Origin of the sequence: Polymorphospora sp. NPDC050346 (assembly GCF_040655695.1) — a bacterium.
GTDB classification, from domain to species: domain Bacteria; phylum Actinomycetota; class Actinomycetes; order Mycobacteriales; family Micromonosporaceae; genus Polymorphospora; species Polymorphospora lycopeni.
The window spans coordinates 313,001-333,315 of the sequence record NZ_JBFAKM010000001.1 but is presented as its reverse complement, the minus strand read 5'-3'; the positions used below and the strand labels follow the sequence as shown (position 1 = coordinate 333,315).

Below are 20,315 nucleotides of genomic sequence, written 5' to 3'. Positions count from 1 at the left end.
GAAATCTGAACCGACGTCTCAGCTTCCGACCGGCACCGCACCGGTCAGGCTCAGCGGGATGCTGGAGTGGCCACGCAGCGTGGCGTTCTCCCAGAAGTGCGTCTCGCCGCTGACCCGCAGATCGGGGTAGCGCTTGAGGACCGCGGTCAGGGCGACCCGTCCCTCGATCCGGGCGATGATGTTGCCGAGGCAGGAGTGGGTGCCGCGGCCGAAGCCGAGGTGCGGGTTCGGCGCCCGGTCCATCACCAGTTCCTCGGGCCGGTCGAAGCGCGCCGGGTCGCGGTTGGCGGCCGCCAGAACGATGACGACCATGTCGCCCTTGCGCAGCCGGGCCCCGCCCAGCGTGGTGTCCTCGGTGCAGACCCGGCTGACGACGTGGACCGGGCCGGAAAACCGGACCAGTTCCTCGACACCGGTGTCGACGTCCGACCACATCCGTTCGAGCGCGTCGGGGTTGGCGAGCAAGGTGGTCAGGGCGTTGCCGAGGAACCGGGCCGGTACCTCGAAGCCGGCGTGCCAGAAGGCCCGCAGCGAGTTGAAGAGCACGGCGTCCGGGTAGTCGACCTTGGCGCGGTTGGTGGCGACGTACCCGGAGATCCCGTCGGCGGGTCCGGTGGCCAGCCAGCGCGCGACGAAGTCGCTGAAGTGCTGCCGGGCGGTGAGACCGGCCTCCTCGCTGTTGGGGTCGAGGCCGGCGTCCATGCTGCGATGCAGCTCGTCGTTGCGCTGCCGCCACTCCTCGTCCTTCTCCGGCGGCGGCATCCCGACCAGGTCGGAGATGGTGCCGAGGGTGAAGGGGGTGGCGTAGTCGCTGACGAAGTCGATGCTGTCGCGTCCGGCCAGGTCGTCGAGCAGCCGCTCGGCGCGTTCGGCCGCGTTGCGTTGCAGGGCGCCGAGGTCCTGGGAGCGCAGCGCGTCGACGGCGAAGTGGCGCAGCGGGGTCTGGTCCGGCGGGTCGAGGGTTTGCAGGCTCAGCAACGGCCCCGGGGTGGGAATCCCGACCTTGCGGAAATCCGCCGCGAAGACGGCCGAATTCTTCAGCGCCTCGAGGCAGTCGGCGTGCCGGGTCAGGATCCAGGCGCCCAACTGCTCGTGCCAGTGCACCGGATCCGTTTCGCGTAGCTGCCGGTAGACCGGGTACGGGTCGCGGATCGTGTGCGGGTCGAGCGGATTGAAGATTTCCTTCTGGGAGCTCACTTCGGTCTGCCGATCTGGCCGGCGGGGCGGCCGGTGAGAAGGTTCCGTGGCCGAGAAGTGGTGCGTGCGATCGAGTGGGCCGTGGCCCGGCCACGCCGGCCGGGCCACGGCGCACTACCCTAGTTTCAGTGCAGGTAACGCATGGCCTTCCCTCCTTTCGCGATGGCGGACCGGGGAAAGCCAGGGACGCGCCCACGCGTTACGGCACTTCGCCCCTGACGACTGAGCCGGATAATGCGAATCGATTGTCTACCTGGGCGAGGCGTAACTGGATTCTTCGGCCCGGGTCGCAAACGGGTCAAGCGGATCTGACAGATCTTTCTAATTCCTGAAAGCGAACGGTCCGGCCGTCGCGCGGTGTTCCGGAAACGAAGTGGCCAGGCAGAGAGTCAGCAAGAAATCTATCAAGCATCAGCTTGTTTTCCGATCGACTCGTTAACGTGTAATCCGCGTTGATCCGCTCAGTTATTGGAGCCCTGGATCGAGAGAGGACGGAGCACACGGTGTCGAGTGTCCGCGAACAGGTAGCAGAGCTGTCCGATGAGGAGAAGCGTGCTCTCCTGGCCCAGTTGCTCGGCCAGGACGGCAACCGGGAAGGTGAGCGACTGCTGCCCCCGCAGCGTCGGTACTGGGTGTTGCACCAGGTCTCGCCACAGGTCCCCACCCATGTCGTACGCACCGTCGACGTGACGGGCGAACTGGACGTCAGCCGGTTGGAGCAGGCCTTCAACCTGCTGGTCGACAGGCATGAGCAACTACGCACGAGTTTCGTCAGCGTGGAGGGCCGGCCGGTGGCCGCGCTCGCCGACGCCGGCGCCGTACGGCCCGGCATCGCCACGTTCGAGGTCGGCGACGGCTCCGCCGAGCCGGCGGAGGAGGCGCTGCACAAGGTGCGGGTCCGGGAGGCGGGCCGCCCCTTCGACCTGGACGTCGCCCCGCTGGCCCGGGTCGCCGTCGTACGGCGCACCGCCGACCACCACGAGGTGCAGCTCACCGCGCACCAGATGATCGCCGACGAGGTGACCGCCGACCTGCTGCTCGGCCAGCTCGCCGAGGCGTACGACGCGCTGTCGGCCGGCCGTGAACCGGCGGAGGCGCCGGTGGCGGCGTCGGTGACCGCGGTCGTCGACCGGCAGCGGAGCTGGCTCGGCACCGCCGCGGCCCGCCGCGAGCTGGAGTTCTGGACCCGGCGGCTGGCTGCCGTGCCGAACCTCGACCTGCCGATCGACCACCCGCGTCCGCTCGACCGGATGCCGCTGCTCAAGGGTGCCCGCAGCACCGTGGAGCTGGGCCCGGAACTGGTCGCCGCGGCCCGTGAGCTCGCCGCGGCCCAGGGCGCCGACCTGTCGTCGGTGGCGATGGCCGGCCTGCTCGCCGTCGTGGCCCGCTACACCCGGGAGAAGGACATCGCCATCGGCATCCCGGTCGCCGGCCGCGATGACGCCGATCTCGCCAACACGCTGGGCACCCTGGAGAACACCGTCGTCGTACGCAGCGAGGTCGGCGCCGACACGACGCTGCGCCAGCTCGTCGACCAGGTGTACGCCAACACCGAGCAGGCCCGGGCGCACCAGCAGCTGCCGTTCGAGCAGGTCGTGGCGAAGCTGCGGCCGGAGGCCGACTTCAGCCGCTCGCCGCTGCACCAGATCCGGTTCGTCGACAGCCAGCCGAAGTTCGACACCCGGGAGGTCGGTGGCGCGAGCTGGCGGCTGGCGGACCTTGACATCGGGCTGGCCGCCTTCGACCTGACCGTCTACCTGCGGCACACCGAGGACGGCCGGACGCTGCTGCACGGCGAGTACAACGCCGAGCTGTTCAAGTCCGAGACCATCGGCCTGTTCCTGGAGCACCTGACCACGCTGCTGACCCGGGCGCTGGCCGAGCCGGACCGGGGCTGCGCCAGCCTGCCGATGCTGTCGGAGGCCGAGACGGCCAAGGTGCTCACCGAGTGGAACGACACCACGGTCGACTACCCGAGCGACGCGCTGCTGCACGACCTGATCACCGCGCAGGCCGCCCGTACGCCGGACGCGCTGGCGGTCATGGCCGGCTCGGACCGGATCACCTACCAGGAGCTGGACACGTGGTCGAACCGGCTGGCCCGGCGGCTGCGGGCGCTCGGGGTCGGCCCGGAGACGCTGGTCGGGGTGACCGCCAGCCGCAAGATCGGCACGGTCGCCGCGTTCCTCGGCGTGATGAAGGCCGGCGGCGGCTACGTGCCGATCGACCCGGACCAGCCCGCCGACCGGCTCAGCTCGCTGCTGGCCGACGCCGGCATCCGGGTGATGGTCGCCGCCGACGACCAGGCCGCGTTCCACCAGGAGGCGAGCGACGTGTGGGTCCGCCCGGACTCCGCCGACGTCGACGCGGAATCCGACGAGCCGCTGCCGAAGCTCGTCGACGCCGACAACGTGGCGTATGTCATCTACACCTCCGGCTCGACCGGCCGCCCGAAGGGCGTCGTCGTGCCGCACCGGCAGATCGTCAACTCGACGCTGGCCCGCAGCGGCTTCGGCCGCGAGGCGCCCGAGGCGTACGCGATCCCGGTGGCCCTGTCGTTCGACGCCTCGGCGGCCGGCCTCTACTGGACGCTGACCAGCGGCGGCCGGGTGGTGCTGCCCAGCGAGGACCAGGTGCGCAACCCGGCGCTGCTGGCCCGGCTGGTGCAGCACGAGCGGGTCACCCACATCACCCACATGCCGTCGTACTACCAGCTCCTGCTCGCCGCCGGCGGCCGTCAGCTGATCTCGCTGAAGGACATCTCGGCCGGTGGTGACGTGTTCCCGGCGCAGCTCGCCGTGGACCACTACAAGACCCTGCCGTGGGCGCACCTCTACAACGACTACGGTCCCACCGAGGTCACCGTCTGGGCGACCGCCCAGCTCTCCACCGCGGAGGAGGACGGCGCGAGCGTCCCGATCGGACGGCCGATCAACAACACCCGGGTCTACCTGCTCGACGAGCAGCTCAACCCGGTGCCGGTCGGCGTGCCCGGCGAGATCTACGTCGCCGGTGACGGGCTGGCCCGGGGCTACCTCGGCCAGGCCGGCGCGACCGCCGACCGGTTCGGACCCGACCCGTTCGCCAGCACCCCCGGCGCCCGCATCTACCGCACCGGCGACCTGGCCCGGCACCTGCCCGACGGCCGGCTGGAGTTCCTCGGCCGGGTCGACACCCAGGTGAAGATCCGCGGCTTCCGGATCGAACTCGGCGAGATCGAGAACGTGCTCCAGGGCCACGACGGGGTGCTCAGCGCGGTCGCCGACGCCCGCCGCCACCCGACCGGCGACGACGCCGACCTGATCGCCTGGATCATCCCGGCCGACGCGGCCGCGCCGCCGTCGGAGACCGACCTGGTCGCGCACCTCAAGCGGCAACTGCCGCACTACATGGTGCCGGGCCAGATCGTCGTCTGCGAGGAGTTCCCGCTCAACGCGCACGGCAAGGTCGACCGCCGGGCCCTGCCCGACCCGGTCGCCACCCCGATCTCGCTGCCCAGCGGCGAGGTGCCGCGCCGGCGGATCGAGAAGGAGATCGCCGACGTCTTCTCCGAGGCACTCGGCGTCGCCCGGGTCGGCCTGCACGACGACTTCTTCTCGTTCGGCGGCAGCTCGCTCCAGCTTTCCCGGGTCGGTGCCCGGCTGTCCAAGGCGTACGGCCTGGAACTGCCGCTGCACGCACTGTTCAGCACGCCGACCGTCGCCGGGGTGGCGGCCCGCGTCGAACTCTACGAGCGGGAGGGCTTCGAGGGTCTGAAGGCCACCCGGGACGCGGCCGACGACCTCGACCGCGAGTCGGAGCTTGACGAGACGATCACCGGCGAGAACCTGGCGCAGGCGGACTTCTTCGCCCCCAAGGCGATCCTGCTCACCGGCGCCACCGGCTACTTCGGCGTCTTCCTGCTCGACCAGCTCATCGACCAGACCGAGGCCGACATCTACTGCCTGGTCCGGGCCCGGGACGTACCGGGGGCGATCCGGCGGCTCAAGGAGACCTGCGCCCACTACGAGGTGCCGTGGGACGACCGGTTCGAGCGCCGGGTCAAGGCGGTCGTCGGTGACCTCGGCAAGCCGCTCTTCGGCCTGTCGCCGTCGATCTTCGACGACCTGGCCAAGCTGATCGACGTCATCTACCACAACGGCGCGCTGGTCAACTTCTCGATGCCGTACTCGGCACTGAAGGCGCCCAACGTGGACGGCACGGTCGAGATGCTCCGGCTGGCCTCGCGCTACAAGGCCAAGCAGGTGCACTTCGTCTCCACCATCGACGTCTTCATCGCCGGTCACATGAACCGGCCGTTCCTGGAGCTCGAGCTGCCGAGCCGTCCGCCGCAGGTGCCGTTCAGCTACCCGCAGAGCAAGTGGGTCAGCGAGAAGATCATCATGAAGGCCAAGCAGCGTGGCCTGCCGGTCAGCATCTACCGGCCGTCGATCATGATGGGGCACCCGAAGACCGGCGCCTGCCACGCACAGAACTACGTGCTCACCGCACTGCGCGGCTTCCTGGAGTTCGGCATCCTGCCCGACTACCCGGAGTCGATGAACGCCATCACCCTCGACTACGCCAGCGCCGCGATGGTGCACGTGTCGCGGCAGGAGGCGTCGCTCGGCAACATCTACCACCTCTGGAACACCGAGGCGATCCCGCACAACGCGCTGTTCCCCTGGATCCAGTCGTTCGGCTACAAGTTCGACACCGTCGACTTCGACGAGGCCGTCCAGCTGGCGATCAACGCGGGTCCGGACCACCCGATCTACCCGATGGTCCCCGTCCTGCTGCTCTACACCAGCGGTGACGCCGGACTGGAGATGTCGATGGAGACCGAGGACGCCATCGACAACCGGTCGGAGTGCATCAACCTCCTCGACGGCATCAAGGGCACCGGCTACAAGCCCGCCCCGCTGGACGAGAAGTACATGCACGACTGCCTCGCCTACCTGGTCCGCCACGGCCAGCTCGACCCGCCGGAGGCGTTCCCCCGGCGGCGGTGACCCGGTGGCGCCTCCCCGTACCCCACCCGGGGAGGCGCCACCGTCACCCGCCAACGCCCCAAGACCGGCAGCGCGCGGTCGCCCCGACCGCCGTACCCCCGAGGAGACGCACCGATGAGCACCGACACCGACCTGTCCACGTTCGCCGTCGTGGTCAACGACGAGGAGCAGTACTCGGTCTGGCCGGCCGGCCGTACCCTGCCCGCCGGCTGGCGGGAGACCGGGTTCACCGGGCCGCGCGGCGCCTGCCTGGCGCACGTCGACGAGGTCTGGACCGACCTGCGCCCGAAGTCGCTCCGGCAGCGCATGGGCGCCTGAATCCCCGATCCCGGAACCACTTGCGGAGGCAGGTAATGAGCAATCCCGAAGCCGGCCCGAAGCTGTCGGCGGCAAAGGCCGAGCTGCTGCGCCGCTGGCGCGCCGGTGAGTCGGTGGCCGGCACCCCGGCCGCCGCGGAGCCGACCATCCCGGCATTCGGGACCGGGCCGGCGCCGCTGACTCCGGCCCAGCACCGCCTGTGGTTCCTGGACCGGCTGTTGCCCGGCTCCGCCGCTTTCAACCTGAGCCACTGCGTCGCCCTCGACGGCCGGCTCGACCCGACCGCGCTGGACGCCGCGCTGACCGATCTGGTCGAGCGGCACGACGTCCTGCGTACGGTCGTGGCGACCGTCGAGGGTGAGGCGCGACAGGTGATCCGCGACGAGGCCCGCCCCGTCGCCGAATGGGTCGACCTGACCGACCTGCCCGCCGACCGGGCCCGCGCGCAGGCGCTGGAGCGGGCCCGCGAGGCGGCCGACACCCCGATGGACCTCGCCACCGGGCCGCTGGCCCGGCTGGTCGTCTACCGGCTGCCCGACACCGACCTGATGCTGCTGGTGGTGCACCACGTCATCGCCGACGGCTGGGCGCTCGGCGTCGCGCTGCGCGAACTGTCCGGGCACTACCGGTCCCGGCTCGCCGGCACCGCACCCGCCGCCGTGACCCCCGGCCCGCGGTTCGCCGACTTCGCCGCCTGGCAGCACGACACCGCCGGCGACCTGTCGACCGAACGCGACTACTGGCGTGACCGGCTCGCCGGCATGCGCGCCCCCGAACTCCCCACCGACCTGCCCCGCCCGCCGGAGTTCGGCTACGCCGGCGACTGGCGCCCGGTCAGCCTGCCGGAGCCGGTCGACCGGGCCGTACGCGACCTCGCGCGGGCCCAGGACGCCACCCCGTACCACGTGCTGCTGGCCGCCCTGACCGTGGTGCTGAACCGCTGGACCGGGCAGCGCGACATCGTCGTCGGCGGCGCGGTCACCGGCCGCGAACTCGGGCAGACCCACGGCATGCTCGGCAACTTCACCAACACCGTGGCGCTACGCAACGAGGTGACCGCCGGCGCCACGTTCCGCGACCTGCTCGCCTCGGTACGCCTGAACACGCTGGCCGCCCTGGCCCACCAGCGGCTGCCCTTCGACCAGGTGGTCGCCGACCTGAACCTGCCACGCAGCGCCGCCCACGCCGGGCCGCTGCCGGTCACCTTCGTCCTCCAGCCCGGCGGCCCGGTACGCGACTTCGGCGGCCTCGCCGCCGAGCCGATCCAGCTCGGCTGGCGAACCAGCCGGGCCGACCTCGAACTGCACATGTGGGACCAGCCGACCCTGCACGGCGGGCTGGTCTTCCGCACCGACCTGTTCGAGGCGGTCACCGCCGACCGGCTGGCCGCCCGGCTCACCGCCGCCGTCGCCGACCTGGTCGCCCACCCCGACCTGCCGCTGGCCGAGCAGACGCTGCTGCCGCCGGACGAGCGCGCGGTGCTGGCCCGCTGGTCGGCCGGACCGAGCCGGCCCGCACCGGCCGGGACGATCACCGAACTGGTCGCCGGGCAGGTACGCGCCCGGCCCGACGCGACCGCGGTCACCGGGGTCGGCGGCACCCTCGACTACGCCGGGCTGGCCCGGACCGCCGACCGGCTGGCCGCCCGGCTCGCCGCGGCCGGCGTACGGGCCGAGACCCCGGTCGCGGTCTGCCTGGAACGTGGCGCCGGCCTGGTCAGCGCCGCCCTCGGCGTGCTGCGGGCCGGCGGCTGCTACCTGCCGCTGGACCCGGCGTACCGGCCCGGCCGGCTCGCCGCCACCCTCGACGACGCCGGGGCGACGGTGCTGGTCTGCGCGAGCACCGACGAGGCGGCCCGGATCACCGCGGAGACCGGCCGGGAGCTGACCGTACTTCTCTGGCCGGAGCCGGAGCCGGACCCCGGCCCGGACGCGCCCGACGCGCCCGACACCGGCTGGGAGCCGCCGGCGGTCGACCCGGACGCGCTGGCCTACCTGATCTACACGTCGGGCTCGACCGGCCGGCCGAAGGGCGTCGCGGTCACCCACCGGTCCGCGGTCAACTACCTGGTCTCGCTCGCCGAGGAACACGGCTTCGACGAGCGGACCGTGCTCGGCGCGATCGCCTCGCCCGCGTTCGACGCCTCGGTCGCCGAACTGTTCGGGCCGCTGTCGGTCGGCGGCACCGTCCACCTCGTCGACGCCGAGGACATGGTCGACGGCAACCGGCTGGCCAACGCCCTGCGGGCCGGCGCGGTGACCACGATCTCCGGCACCGCCACCGTCTGGCAGCTCCTGCGCGGCGCCACCGAGCAGGTCCACATCGACGCCCTCGTCGGCGGCGAGCGGGTCGGCGACGACCTGGCCCACTACCTGGCCACCACCCAGCGCTCGGCGTGGACCCAGTACGGCCCCACCGAGGCCACCGTCTGGGTCACCGTCACCCGGCTCGACCCGGACGGGCCGGTGTCGCTGGGCCGCCCGGTCCGCAACGTCACCTGCCACCTGCTGGACGAGGACCTGCAACCGGTCCCGATCGGCGCGGTGGGCGAGGTCTGCGTCGGCGGGGTCGCGCCGGCCCGCGGCTACGCCAACCGGCCCGGCCTGACCGCCGACCGGTTCGTGCCGGACCCGGCCGGCGAGCCCGGCGCCCGGATGTACCGCACCGGCGACTTCGCCCGCTACCGGCCGGACGGCACCCTCCAGTTCGCCGGCCGGCGCGACGAGCAGGTCAAGGTCCGTGGTTTCCGGATCGAGCTGGGCGAGATCGCCTCGGTCGCCGAACGGCACCCGGCGGTGGCCCAGGCCGCGGTCACGGTGTTCCCCGACCCGTCGACCGACGACCAGCTCCTGGTGGCGTACCTGGTGCGGCGGGCCCGGCCCGGCGACCCGGACAGCGACCTGGTGCCGACCGTACGCCGGCACCTGCGCGACGCGCTGCCGGCGTACATGGTGCCGGACCGGTTCGTGGTGCTTCCCGAACTGCCGGTGACCGGCACCGGCAAGGTCGACCTCAACGCGCTGCCGGCGCCGGCCGGCAACGTGCGCCGCACCGACGTCGCCTACGTCGCACCGCGCACGGCGCTGGAGATCGAGATCACCAAGGACGTCGAGGAGTTCCTGGAGATCGACCGGGTCGGCCTGCACGACGACTTCTTCGAGCTGGGCGGCCACTCGATCCGGGCCGCGCAGCTCGTGGTGCGCATGCAGGACCGGTACGGCGTCGAGATCGTCATGCAGAAGCTCTTCGCCTCCCCGACGGTGGAGCACCTGGCCACGCTGATCAGCGCCGACATCGACCGGCGCAAGCAGCTCGCCGACGAGCGCGAGGGGCTGCGCCGCATGGTCGGCGAGTTGTCGGACGACAAGCTCGACGGGCTGCTCGCCAGCCTGCTGGCGCAGCAGGGCCAGCGGCCGCCGGCCCCCTGACGGGCCGGCTTCCACCGGCGTCGTGACTTCGACCGCCCGGATCGTGACCTGGAGGAACCGATGCAGTTCGGGATGTTCTTCGAGCTTCAACTGCCCCGGCCGTGGGCCGTCGACAGCGAGCAGAACCTGATCAACAACGCCCTCACCTGGGCCGAGCTGGGCGAGGCGGCGGGCATCGAGTACGCGTGGGCGCAGGAGCACCACTTCCTGGAGGAGTACTCGCACTCCACCGCCCCGGAGGTGTTCCTCGCCGCGGTCAGCCAGCGCACCACCCGGATGCGGGTCGGGCACGGCATCGCGCTGATGGCCCCGGCGTACAACCACCCGGCCCGGGTCGCCGAACGGGTGGCGATGCTCGACCTGGTCAGCGGCGGCCGGGTGGAGTGGGGGACCGGCGAGTCCAGCTCCCGGCTGGAGCTGGAGGGCTTCCGCGTCAACTACATCGAGAAGCGGGCGATGTGGGCCGAGGGGGCCCGCGAGGCGGCCCGGATGATGGCCGCCGATCCCTACCCCGGCTACCGGGGGAAGTACTTCTCGATGCCGTCGCGCAACGTCGTACCCAAGCCGGTGCAGCGGCCGCACCCGCCGATGTGGGTGGCCTGCACCAACCGGGACACGCTGAAGATGGCCGCCCGGCTCGGCCTCGGCGCGCTCACGTTCTCCTTCATGGATCCCGGCGAGGCGCGCTTCTGGGTCAACGAGTACTACGAGACCTTCAAGCGGGAGTGCACGCCGATCGGGCAGACGGTCAACCCGAACGTGGCGATGCTGGCCGGCGTCATGTGCCACCCGGACGCCGAGGTCGCCCGGGCCCGGGGGCTGGAGGGGCAGCAGTTCTTCAAGTGGGCGCTGGCCCACTACTACCGGTTCGGCGCCCACGTACCCGGCCGGACCAACCTCTGGGAGGAGTTCAAGGCCAGCGAGCCGGAGCCGATGGCCGGCCTCGGCGCGGTCAACGACCCGGCCGGGGCGCGGGAACACTTCCGGGGGCTGGAGGAGGCCGGCGTCGACCAGCTCATCCTGTTGCAGCAGGGCGGCCGGTACGAGCACGAGCACATCTGCGAGTCGCTGGAGCTGCTCGGCACCTCGGTGCTGCCGGAGTTCGCCGAGCGGCACGCGATCCGGCAGGCGAAGAAGCAGGCCGAGCTGGAGCCGTACATCGAGCGGGCGCTGTCGCGGGTCACCCCGATCGAGGCGGCGCCGGACGAGGTCGTCGAGTCGTACCCGCGGCTGTGGGAGCGCGAGGGCGTCACCAAGGAGCACGTCGGCACGCAGCGGGCGCTGGACGCCGCCTCGCTGTGGCGGCTGCACGTCGGCGGGTCCGGGGCCGGGCGGCGGGGGCCGGGCAATGCCTGACACCCTGGCCGCGCTGGTACGCGAGCGCGCCGACCGGCAGGGCGACGAACTCGCGTACTCGTTCCTGGCCGACGGCGAGCAGGAGCGGCACGACCTGACGTACGGGCAGCTCGCCGACCGGGCCGGCGCGGTCGCCGCGTACCTGGCCCGGCGGGTGGCCCAGGGCGGCCGGGTGGTGCTGGTCTTCGAGCCCGGCCCGGACTTCCTGGTGGCCTTCTTCGCCTGCCAGCTGGCCGCGGTCGCGGCGGTGCCGGTGTATCCGCCGTCGCCGGCCAAGCCGCTGCCCGGCCTGGCCAACCTGGACCGGGTCGTCGTCGACTGCCGGGCCGAACTGGTGCTGACCAGTGCCGCCGGCGCGGGGTTCGCCGCCGCGGCCGGCGGGTTCGGCGGGCTGGCGGCGGTGCCGTGGACGGCCATGCCGGACGCCGAGGCGGCCGGGCGGGACGCCCCGGCCCCGGCCGTCCGGGTGACCCCGGACGCGCTGGCCCTGTTGCAGTACACGTCCGGGTCGACCGGCACGCCGAAGGGCGTCATGCTGCGCCAGGAGCACCTGCTGGCGAACCTCGACTCGATGCACTGGTTCGTCGGCCGCCCGGCGACCGGCACGGTCGTCTCCTGGCTGCCGATGTACCACGACATGGGGCTGATCGGGACCGCGCTGTACCCGGTCTACCGGGGCATCCCGGGGCACCTGATGTCGCCGATGCACTTCCTGCACCGGCCGCTGCGCTGGCTGCGGCTGATCACCCGGGTCGGCGCGACGATCAGCGGCGGCCCGAGCTTCGCGTACCAGTTGTGTGCCCGCCGGGTGGCCGCCGACGACCTCGCCGAACTCGACCTGTCCAGCTGGGAGGTCGCGTTCAACGGCGCCGAGCCGATCAACGCCGAGGTGCTGACCACCTTCGAGAAGACGTTCGCCCCGGCCGGGCTGCGCCCGGGCACCGTGGTCGGCTGTTACGGGATGGCCGAGGCGGCGCTGCTGATCACCGGCGGCCGGCGCGGCGACGAGCCCCGGATCCTGCGGGTCCGCGAGGACGGCCTCCAGGCCGGCAAGGCGGTCGCCTGCGCCGACGACGAGCCCGGCCGCAACCTGGTCAGCTCGGGCCGGCTGCCGCCCGGACACGACGTGCGGATCGTCGACCCCGACGGCGGGCGCGAACTGCCCGCCGGGCAGGTCGGTGAGATCTGGTTCGCCGGGCCGAGCCTCAGCCACGGCTACTGGCGCAAGCCGGCCCAGACGGCGGCGGCGTTCGGCGCCCGCCTCGACGGTGCCGGGGCCGGCGGTTTCCTGCGTACCGGCGATCTGGGCTTCCTGCGGGACGGGCAGCTCTTCGTCACCGGCCGGGTCAAGGACCTGCTCATCGTCCGGGGCCGCAACGTCTACCCGCAGGACGTCGAGGAGACCGCGCAGAACGTCGACCCGCGGCTGCGGCGCGGTGCCGGCGTCGCCGTCAGCCGTCCCGGCCGGTTCGGCGACGGGATCACGCTCGTCCAGGAGGTGTCCACCCGCGACCCGGAGTACCTGCGCCGGCTGGCCGGCGCGATCCGGGGCGCGGTGCTGACCGAGCACCAGGTGCCGATCGACGAGATCTACCTGGTGGTGCCGCGCAGTGTCGGCAAGACCTCCAGCGGAAAGCTGCGCCGGGCCGCGACCGCCGCCGCGGTACGGGCCGGCGACGTCGCCGTACTCCACCACGACGTCCATCCGGAAGAGCACGACGTCCACCCGGAATCGCACGACGTCCATCCGGAATCGCACGACGTCCATCCGGAACAGGAGGAGACCGAATGATCCCGGCCGAGCGGGCGGACGAGTTCCGGAACTGGCTGGTCGGGCGGATCGCGGCCCTCGCCGGCCGCCCGGCCGGCGACGTCGACCCGACCGACACCTTCACCGCGAACGGGCTGGACTCGGTGCGGCTGGCCCGTCTCGCCGAGGAGGCCGGCCGGGAGTGGGGCGGCACGGTCGACCCGGTGGTGCTCTTCGAGAACCCGACCGTCGACGCCGTGGTCGACCACCTGACCCGCCCGCCGCGTCCGGATCGGGGGGCGGCGGCTCCGGCCGTCGCACCGGACGGCGGGCCGGTGGCGGTCGTCGGGCTCGCCTGCCGGATGCCGGGTGCCGCCGACGCGGCGGCCTTCTGGGACCTGCTGCTCGCCGGCCGCCCGGCCGTCGGGCCGGTCCCGCCGGACCGCTGGTCGGCCGACCTCGTCACGACCGACCCGGCCGAGCCGGGCCGGATGGTCAGCGGGTACGGCGGATTCCTCGACGACGTCGCCGGCTTCGACGCCGGGTTCTTCCGGATCACCGGGGCCGAGGCCGACGGCATGGACCCGCAGCAGCGGCTGCTGCTGGAGACGTGCTGGGACGCGGTGCAGGACGCGGCGGAACCGGCCGCCGGGCTGCGCGGCTCGGCGACCGGCGTCTTCGTCGGCATCTCCACCAACGACTACGCGCACCGGCAGATCGCCGACCGGGAGCTGATCGGCCGGCACACCGCGACCGGCAACTCGCTGGCCGTCGCGGCGAACCGGGTCTCGTACGTCTTCGACTGGCGTGGCCCGAGCGTCGCGGTCGACACCGCCTGCTCGTCGTCGCTGGTCGCCGTCCACCTCGCGGTCCGGGCGCTGCGGTCCGGCGAGTGCGACCGGGCGGTGGCCGGCGGCGTCAACGTGATCCTCGACCCGGAGCTGTCGATCGGGCTCAGCAAGGCCGGGATGCTCGCCCCGGACGGGCGCTGCAAGACGTTCGACGCCGAGGCCGACGGCTACGTGCGGGGCGAGGGCTGCGGGGTCGTCGTGCTGAAGCGGCTCGCCGACGCGGTCGCGGCCGGCGACCGGATCTACGCGGTGATCGGTGGCAGCGCGGTCAACTCCGACGGTGGCTCGAACGGGCTGACCGCGCCGAATCCGGCCGCCCAGCGGGCCGTCCTGCGGGCCGCCTGGGCCGACGCCGGGACCAGTCCGGCCGCCGCCGGCTACCTGGAGTGCCACGGCACCGGCACCCTGCTCGGCGACCCGATCGAGGCCCGGTCACTGGCCGAGGTCCGGGGCACGGCCACGCCGGCCGGCGGTCCGGCCGCTGAAGGCGGGACGCGCGGCGGTCCGGCCGCTGACGGCGCGGCGCCCGGTGGGGACGCGCCGCTGCTGATCGGGTCGGTGAAGACGAACATCGGGCACCTGGAGTCCGCCGCCGGCATCGCCGCCCTGATCAAGACGGTGCTCGCCGTGCACCACGGCACGATCCCGCCCAGCCTCAACTTCCGCCGCCCCAACCCGGCGATCCCGTTCGACGACTGGGGGCTGCGGGTGGTCACCGAGCCGACCCCGTGGCCGGCCGGAACCCGGTACGCCGGGGTGAGCGGGTTCGGCTTCGGCGGCACCAACGCGCACGTCGTGCTGACCGCCGCGCCGGCCGTACCGGCCCCGGCGGCGCCGGCCGGACCGCTGGTGGTGCCGCTGACCGGCCGCGGCCCGGCCGGGCTGGCCGCGCTGGCCCGGGACACCGCCGAACTGGCCGCGGCCGGACCCGACCCGGCCCGGCTGGCGGCGCTCGCCGCGACGATGGCGACGAGGCGCACCCGACACCGGCCGTACCGCCTGGCGGTCGCCGCCGAACCCGCCGACCTGGTGCCGGCGCTGCGCGCGGCGGCCGACCGGCTCGCCCGGCCCGGTGACCCGCCGGTGGCCGCGCCACCGGCCGCACCCGCCGTCTGCCTCGTCTTCTCCGGCCAGGGCGGCCAGTGGGCCGGCATGGGCCGCGAACTGCTCGCCACCCAGCCGCTCTTCCGGTCCACGATCCGGCGTTGCGACGAGGCCGCCGCCGACCTGCTCGACTGGTCGATCGAGGAGGTGCTGGCCGGCGACCGGCCCGCCGACCTCGACGACACCGCCGTCGCCCAGGTGCTGATCGTCGCCGTCCAGCTCGGCCTGGCCGCGGTGTGGGAGTGTTTCGGCGTACGCCCCGCCGCCGTGGTCGGCCACAGCGTCGGGGAGATCTCGGCGGCCGTCGTCGCCGGGGCGCTGTCGCTGCCCGACGGGATCGCCCTGGCCGTGCGCCGGGGCGCCGCCATGGGCCGTGGTGGGCCGGGCGCGATGCTGGCCGTCGGGCTCGACCCCGATACCGCGACCGCCCGGTACGGCGACCGCGTCGACCTGGCGGCGGTCAACAGCCCGGGTTCGGCGGTGCTGTCCGGCCCGGCCGCCGACCTCGACGCGATCGCCGCCGAACTGGCCGGCGAGGACGTCTGGACCCGCCGGCTGCCGGTCGCGTACGGCTTCCACAGCCGGCTGATGGACGGCGCGGCCGTCGAGCTGGCCGGGCTGCCGGCGCCGCCGGTCCGTGAACCCGGTGTCCCGTTCTTCTCCACCGTGCTCGCCGGCCGGATCGGGGTCGCGGAGCTGACCGACGGCTACTGGGCGAGGGGCGTACGCGCCCCGGTCCGGTTCGCCGACGCGGTCACCGCGATGCTCGCCGACGCGGCCGTGGCCGGCGGTGCGGTGCTGCTGGAGGTCGGCCCCCGGCCGGTGCTCGGGTCGGCGCTGCGCCGGACCTCCCCGGCGACCCCGGCGGTGTCCACCGTGGATGGTGAGGACGGCCAGTGGCTCGGTGTGCTGCGGGCCGCCGCCGACCTCTACCGGTATGGCGTCGAGGTCGACTGGCGGCACGTCTACCCGGACCGGCAGCCGGTGGTGAGCACCCCCGGCCACCCGTGGGACCGCACCCGGCACTGGATCGAGCGCCGGTCGCCGGGCCGGACCGCCCCGGTCGGGCTGCTCGGCGCCCCGGTCGACCTGGCCGACGCCGGTGGCCGCCGGATCTGGCAGGCCGAGATCGATCCCCGGCTGCTGCCGTCGCTCGCCGACCACCGGGTCGGCGGCACCGCCGTGTTCCCGGCCGCCGGCTACGCCGAGATCCTGCTGCGGGCCGCCGAGGCACTGGACGCCGACCTGGTGCCGGCCAACCTCGCCTTCGTCCGGCCGCTGCCGGTCGACGGGCGCGTCCTGCTCCAGTGCACCGTCGACGAACGCGGCGGTGGGCGTACGGCCACCGTGCACGCCCGGCCGATCGACGGGACCGGCTGGCAGGTGCACGCCACCGCCGACCTGCTGCCCCGGGGCGCGGCCCCGGCCCGGCCGGACCTCGACGCGGTGCGCGCCCGCTGCCCGCACCCGGTGCCGACCGATGCCCTCTACGCGGCGCTCGCCGGGCGGGGCCTGTCGTACGGTCCGGCGTTCCGGGGTGTGGCCGACGTGCTGGCCGGCGAGAACGAGGCACTGGCGGCGCTGACCGTGCCGGCCGCGGACCCGGCGACCCGGCGGGCGCGGCTGCTCGACGCCGCCTGCCACGCGGTCGCGGCCACCGTCGCCGGCCGGTCGGTCGGCGGTGACGCGCCGGTGCTGCCGGTCGCCGCCGGCGAGCTGACCTGGTGGGGCGAACCCGACGCCGTCACCGGCGTCCTGGCCACCGTCACCGAGGCGGGGCCCGCCGACCTGGTCGCCGACGTACTGCTGCTCGGTGACGGGGCGCCGGTCGCCCTGCTGCGGGCGCTGCGGCTGCACCGCACGGCGATGGCCGACACCGACCCGGCGGACGGGCTGCGCCACTACCGGCTGCTGTGGCGCGAGCAGCCGGCCGAACCGGTGGCCGGCGACCCGGGCCACTGGCTGGTTCTGGCCCCGCCGGCCGGACCCGGTCTCGACCTGGCCCGCAAGCTCGCCACCGACGCCGACCGGATCGAACTGGTGGTGTGTGCCGCCGATCCGGCCCGGGCGGCCGGGGAGACCTGGCTCGACCCGACCTCGCCGGCGGACTTCGCCCGGCTGATCGACCGGGCCGGCCCGGACCTCACCGGCGTGCTGCACCTGCTGGCCGTCGACGACGACCCGGCGTACGCGCGGACCGGCGGCGGGGACCCGGCCGCTGCCGGTGGCGCGCCGGGCCTCGACCCGGTCGCCCTGCCGGTGGAGTCCGCCCTGCACCTGATCCGGGCGGTCACCTTCGCGGCCGCGGCCCGCCCGCCCCGGCTGGTGCTGGCGACCGTCGGCGCCCAGCCGGTCGGCGACCGGCCGGTCACCGCGCCGCTCGGCGCCACCCTGTGGGGGCTGGCGAAGACGCTGCCCATCGAGCATCCGCTGCTGCCGCTGGTCTGCGTCGACCTGGACCCGGCCGGCGACCCGGTGCCCGCGCTGCGCTCCGAACTCGCCGCCGCCGGCCCGGACGCCGAGGTCGGCTACGCCGGCACCGCCCGCCACGTACGGCGGATCGTCGCCGAGCGGCCACCGGCCGGTGCGCCGCTGCGCCTGGACCCCGAGGCCGTCTACCTGGTGACCGGCGGCACCGGCGCGCTCGGCCTCCAGGTGGCCGGCCGGCTGGCCGACCGGGGCGCCCGGCACCTGGTGCTGGTGTCCCGGCACGGCGCGGACGGGCCGCTGCCGGCGACCCTCACCGACCGGTGCGACGTACGGGTGGTCCGCGCCGACGTCGCCGACCGGGCCGCCCTGGCGGCCGCGCTGGCGCCGGTACGCGACACCGGCCGGCCGCTGCGCGGGGTGGTGCACGCCGCCGGGCTGCTCGACAACGGCGCGCTGCTCGACCTCGCCCCGGCGCAGGTACGCGCGGTGCTGGCGCCGAAGGTTCTCGGCGCGACCCATCTGCACGAGCTGACCGCCGCCGACCCGCTGGACTGGTTCGTGCTGTTCTCCTCCGCGGCCGGTGTCCTCGGCTCTCCCGGGCAGGCCAACTACACCGCCGCCAACGCCTGGCTCGACTCGTACGCCCACCACCTGCGCGCCGCCGGGCGGGCCGCCGTCTCCGTCGACTGGGGACCGTGGGCCGACGCCGGGATGGCCGCCGAACACGAGGACAGCCTCGACCGCGAGCTGCGGGTCGGGGCGAGCGCCATCCTGCCGGCCGCCGGCCTCGACGCGCTGGAGGCGGCGATCGCCGCCGGCCTGCCGCAGCCGGTGGTGCTGCCGTTCGACCTCAGCGACCTGGTCCAGTTCTATCCCTCGGCGACCGGCCGGTCGTTCCTGTCCGAGATCACCACCGCCGACGCCGAGGCGTTGCACTCGATCGGTACGCCGACCACGGTGCGCCCGGACCTGGCCGTGCCGTACGTCGCCCCGCGCGACGAGGTGGAACGGCGGATCGTGGCGATCTGGCAGAAGTCGATGGGCATCGAACCGATCGGCGTACACGACCGGTTCTTCGAACTGGGCGGCGACTCGGTCCTGGCCAACCAGATCCTCGTCGAGGTCAACCGGGTGCTCGGCGTACGCATCCAGCCGGACGGGGCGTTCACCGACTTCACCGTCGAACACCTGGCCCGGATGGCGCAGGAGCAGGTGCTCGCCATGCTCGACGGCCTCACCGAGGACGAGGCCGTACGGCGTCTGGAGGACGCCCACCCGGAAGGAACCACCCGATGAACGATCAGTCCGATCCGGTGCTCACCCGGCACCCGCTACCCACCGCCCCCACCGCCCCGGCCGCCGCGCCCGTACCGCCGGCGTCCGGGGCCGCCGTGACCGAGCCGGCCGCCGCGACCGCCCCGGCCGCCGCTCCGGCGGGCAGCGGCCAGTTGCGCCCCAACGCCGTCGGCGCACACCACCTGGTGTTCTTCGTCGTCTCCTCGGCGGCACCGCTGACCGGCATGGCCGGTTTCATCGGGCTCGCCTTCATCCTCGGCGGGATCGTCGTACCGTCCGGGTACCTCATCGCCGGCATCACGTACGCGGTCTTCGCCGTCGGCTTCACCGCGATGAGCCGCCACATGCGCAACAGCGGCGCCTTCTACGCCTACATCACCGCCGGGTTCGGCCGGACAGCCGGCGGCGGCGCGGCGGTGCTGGCGTACGTCGCGTACGCGCTGGGCCAGGTCGGCTTCGCCGCGGCGGCCGGCGTCTTCACGTCGCTGATGCTCGACGCCGTGGCCGGCCTGACCGTCTCCTGGCAGGCGTGCGCGCTGGTGTCCGGGCTGGTCATCGCCGCGCTGTCGTACTCGAAGGTGACCATCGGCGCCCGGGTGCTGGCGGTGCTGCTGACCCTGGAGATCGGCATCCTGTTCGTGATGGCGGTCTTCGTGCTCGCGCAGGGCGGCCACGAGGGCCTCTCGTTCGCCAGCTTCAACCCGGTCAACCTGGTGACGCCGTCGATCGGTGTGCTGTTCGTCATCACGTTCATCATGTTCATCGGCTTCGAGCAGACCGCGATCTACAGCGAGGAGGCCCGCGACCCCCGCCGCACCGTGCCCCGGGCGACGTACTGGTCGATCGGGGTGCTGACGGTGACCTTCACGTTCATCTCCTGGGTCATCCTGATGGCGGCCGGCCCGAGCCGGCTGGAGTCGCTGCTCGCCGGCGACCCGTCCAGCCTGATGTTCAACCTGAACGACGAGTTCGTCGGCGAGGCGATGACGGCGGTCATGCAGATCCTGATCGTCACCAGCTTCTTCGCCTCGGTGCTCGCCTTCCACAACGCCGGCAGCCGCTACCTGTTCTCGCTCGGCCGCGAGGGCATCCTGCCGGCGGCCCTGGCCCGCACCGGCGGCCGGACGAAGACGCCCAGCGTCGCCGGGATCGTGCACACCGTGCTGGTGATCGGCCTGCTGGCCGGCTTCGGGCTGACCTCGCTCGACCCGTACACGCAGATCATCGCCTGGACCAACGCGCCGACCCTGGTCGGCGTGATCGCCCTGGAGATCGCCACCAGTCTCGCGGTGATCCGCTTCCTGGGCCGGTCCGGCACCGGCGAGAGCCGCTGGCAGCGGCTGATCGCGCCGGCCCTGGCCACCGTGCTGCTCAGCGGCGCGCTCGGGCTGATCCTGTGGCAGCTCGGCCTGCTGACCGGGCTCGGCTACGCCGGCAACGCGCTGGTGCTCAGCCCGCTGCTGGTCGGCTTCGTCGCCGGGGCGGTCCGGGCCCGCCGGGTGGGCCGCGACGGCGGGGTCGGGGACCTGATCCCGGCCCAGCGCACCGGCTCCGGCAGCTGAACCCGAAACGGCGGGGCGGGACGGTCAGACCG

The 20,315-nt window shown here is 73.7% G+C and carries 8 protein-coding genes; 7 read left to right on the top strand and 1 reads right to left on the bottom strand.

What is annotated here, in order from left to right; all coding sequences use genetic code 11:
- Positions 1-18: 18 nt before the first annotated feature.
- Positions 19-1,197 (bottom strand): cytochrome P450, encoded by a 1,179-nt coding sequence (locus AB0I42_RS01315; protein ID WP_357533048.1) that lies wholly within the window; start codon positions 1,195-1,197, stop codon positions 19-21.
- 503 nt (positions 1,198-1,700) lie between these two features.
- On the opposite strand from AB0I42_RS01315, the gene AB0I42_RS01310 reads away from it, so the two are divergent.
- From AB0I42_RS01310 to AB0I42_RS01280, 7 genes are all read left to right on the top strand, one after another.
- Positions 1,701-6,188, top strand: a complete 4,488-nt coding sequence (locus AB0I42_RS01310; protein WP_357533046.1) for an amino acid adenylation domain-containing protein — start codon at positions 1,701-1,703, stop codon at positions 6,186-6,188.
- A 114-nt stretch (positions 6,189-6,302) separates the two neighbouring features.
- Positions 6,303-6,506 (top strand): MbtH family NRPS accessory protein, encoded by a 204-nt coding sequence (locus AB0I42_RS01305; RefSeq protein WP_212826898.1) that lies wholly within the window; start codon positions 6,303-6,305, stop codon positions 6,504-6,506.
- Positions 6,507-6,541: 35 nt separating this feature from the next.
- A complete protein-coding gene (locus tag AB0I42_RS01300; RefSeq protein ID WP_357533045.1) occupies positions 6,542-9,934 on the top strand; it encodes an amino acid adenylation domain-containing protein in 3,393 nt (1,130 codons plus the stop codon).
- Positions 9,935-9,994: 60 nt separating this feature from the next.
- Positions 9,995-11,290 carry an LLM class flavin-dependent oxidoreductase gene (locus AB0I42_RS01295; protein ID WP_357533043.1) on the top strand — a complete coding sequence of 432 codons (1,296 nt, stop codon included), beginning with the start codon at positions 9,995-9,997 and terminating at the stop codon, positions 11,288-11,290.
- Positions 11,283-13,082, top strand: coding sequence for a fatty acyl-AMP ligase (locus AB0I42_RS01290; RefSeq protein ID WP_357533041.1), 1,800 nt, complete (start codon positions 11,283-11,285; stop codon positions 13,080-13,082). The genes AB0I42_RS01295 and AB0I42_RS01290 overlap by 8 nt, the downstream gene beginning before the upstream one ends.
- Complete coding sequence (locus tag AB0I42_RS01285) at positions 13,079-18,721, top strand: SDR family NAD(P)-dependent oxidoreductase (RefSeq protein ID WP_357533039.1); 5,643 nt, start codon at positions 13,079-13,081, stop codon at positions 18,719-18,721. The genes AB0I42_RS01290 and AB0I42_RS01285 overlap by 4 nt, the downstream gene beginning before the upstream one ends.
- Positions 18,718-20,283 (top strand): APC family permease, encoded by a 1,566-nt coding sequence (locus AB0I42_RS01280; protein ID WP_357533037.1) that lies wholly within the window; start codon positions 18,718-18,720, stop codon positions 20,281-20,283. The genes AB0I42_RS01285 and AB0I42_RS01280 overlap by 4 nt, the downstream gene beginning before the upstream one ends.
- Positions 20,284-20,315: the final 32 nt, after the last annotated feature.

Excerpts from the sequence above, each read along its gene's own strand:
- AB0I42_RS01305 (WP_212826898.1), top strand. The coding sequence starts at position 6,303 with ATGAGCACCGACACCGACCTGTCCACGTTCGCCGTCGTGGTCAACGAC.
- AB0I42_RS01300 (WP_357533045.1), top strand. The coding sequence starts at position 6,542 with ATGAGCAATCCCGAAGCCGGCCCGAAGCTGTCGGCGGCAAAGGCCGAG.
- AB0I42_RS01295 (WP_357533043.1), top strand. The coding sequence starts at position 9,995 with ATGCAGTTCGGGATGTTCTTCGAGCTTCAACTGCCCCGGCCGTGGGCC.
- AB0I42_RS01290 (WP_357533041.1), top strand. The coding sequence starts at position 11,283 with ATGCCTGACACCCTGGCCGCGCTGGTACGCGAGCGCGCCGACCGGCAG.
- AB0I42_RS01285 (WP_357533039.1), top strand. The coding sequence starts at position 13,079 with ATGATCCCGGCCGAGCGGGCGGACGAGTTCCGGAACTGGCTGGTCGGG.
- AB0I42_RS01280 (WP_357533037.1), top strand. The coding sequence starts at position 18,718 with ATGAACGATCAGTCCGATCCGGTGCTCACCCGGCACCCGCTACCCACC.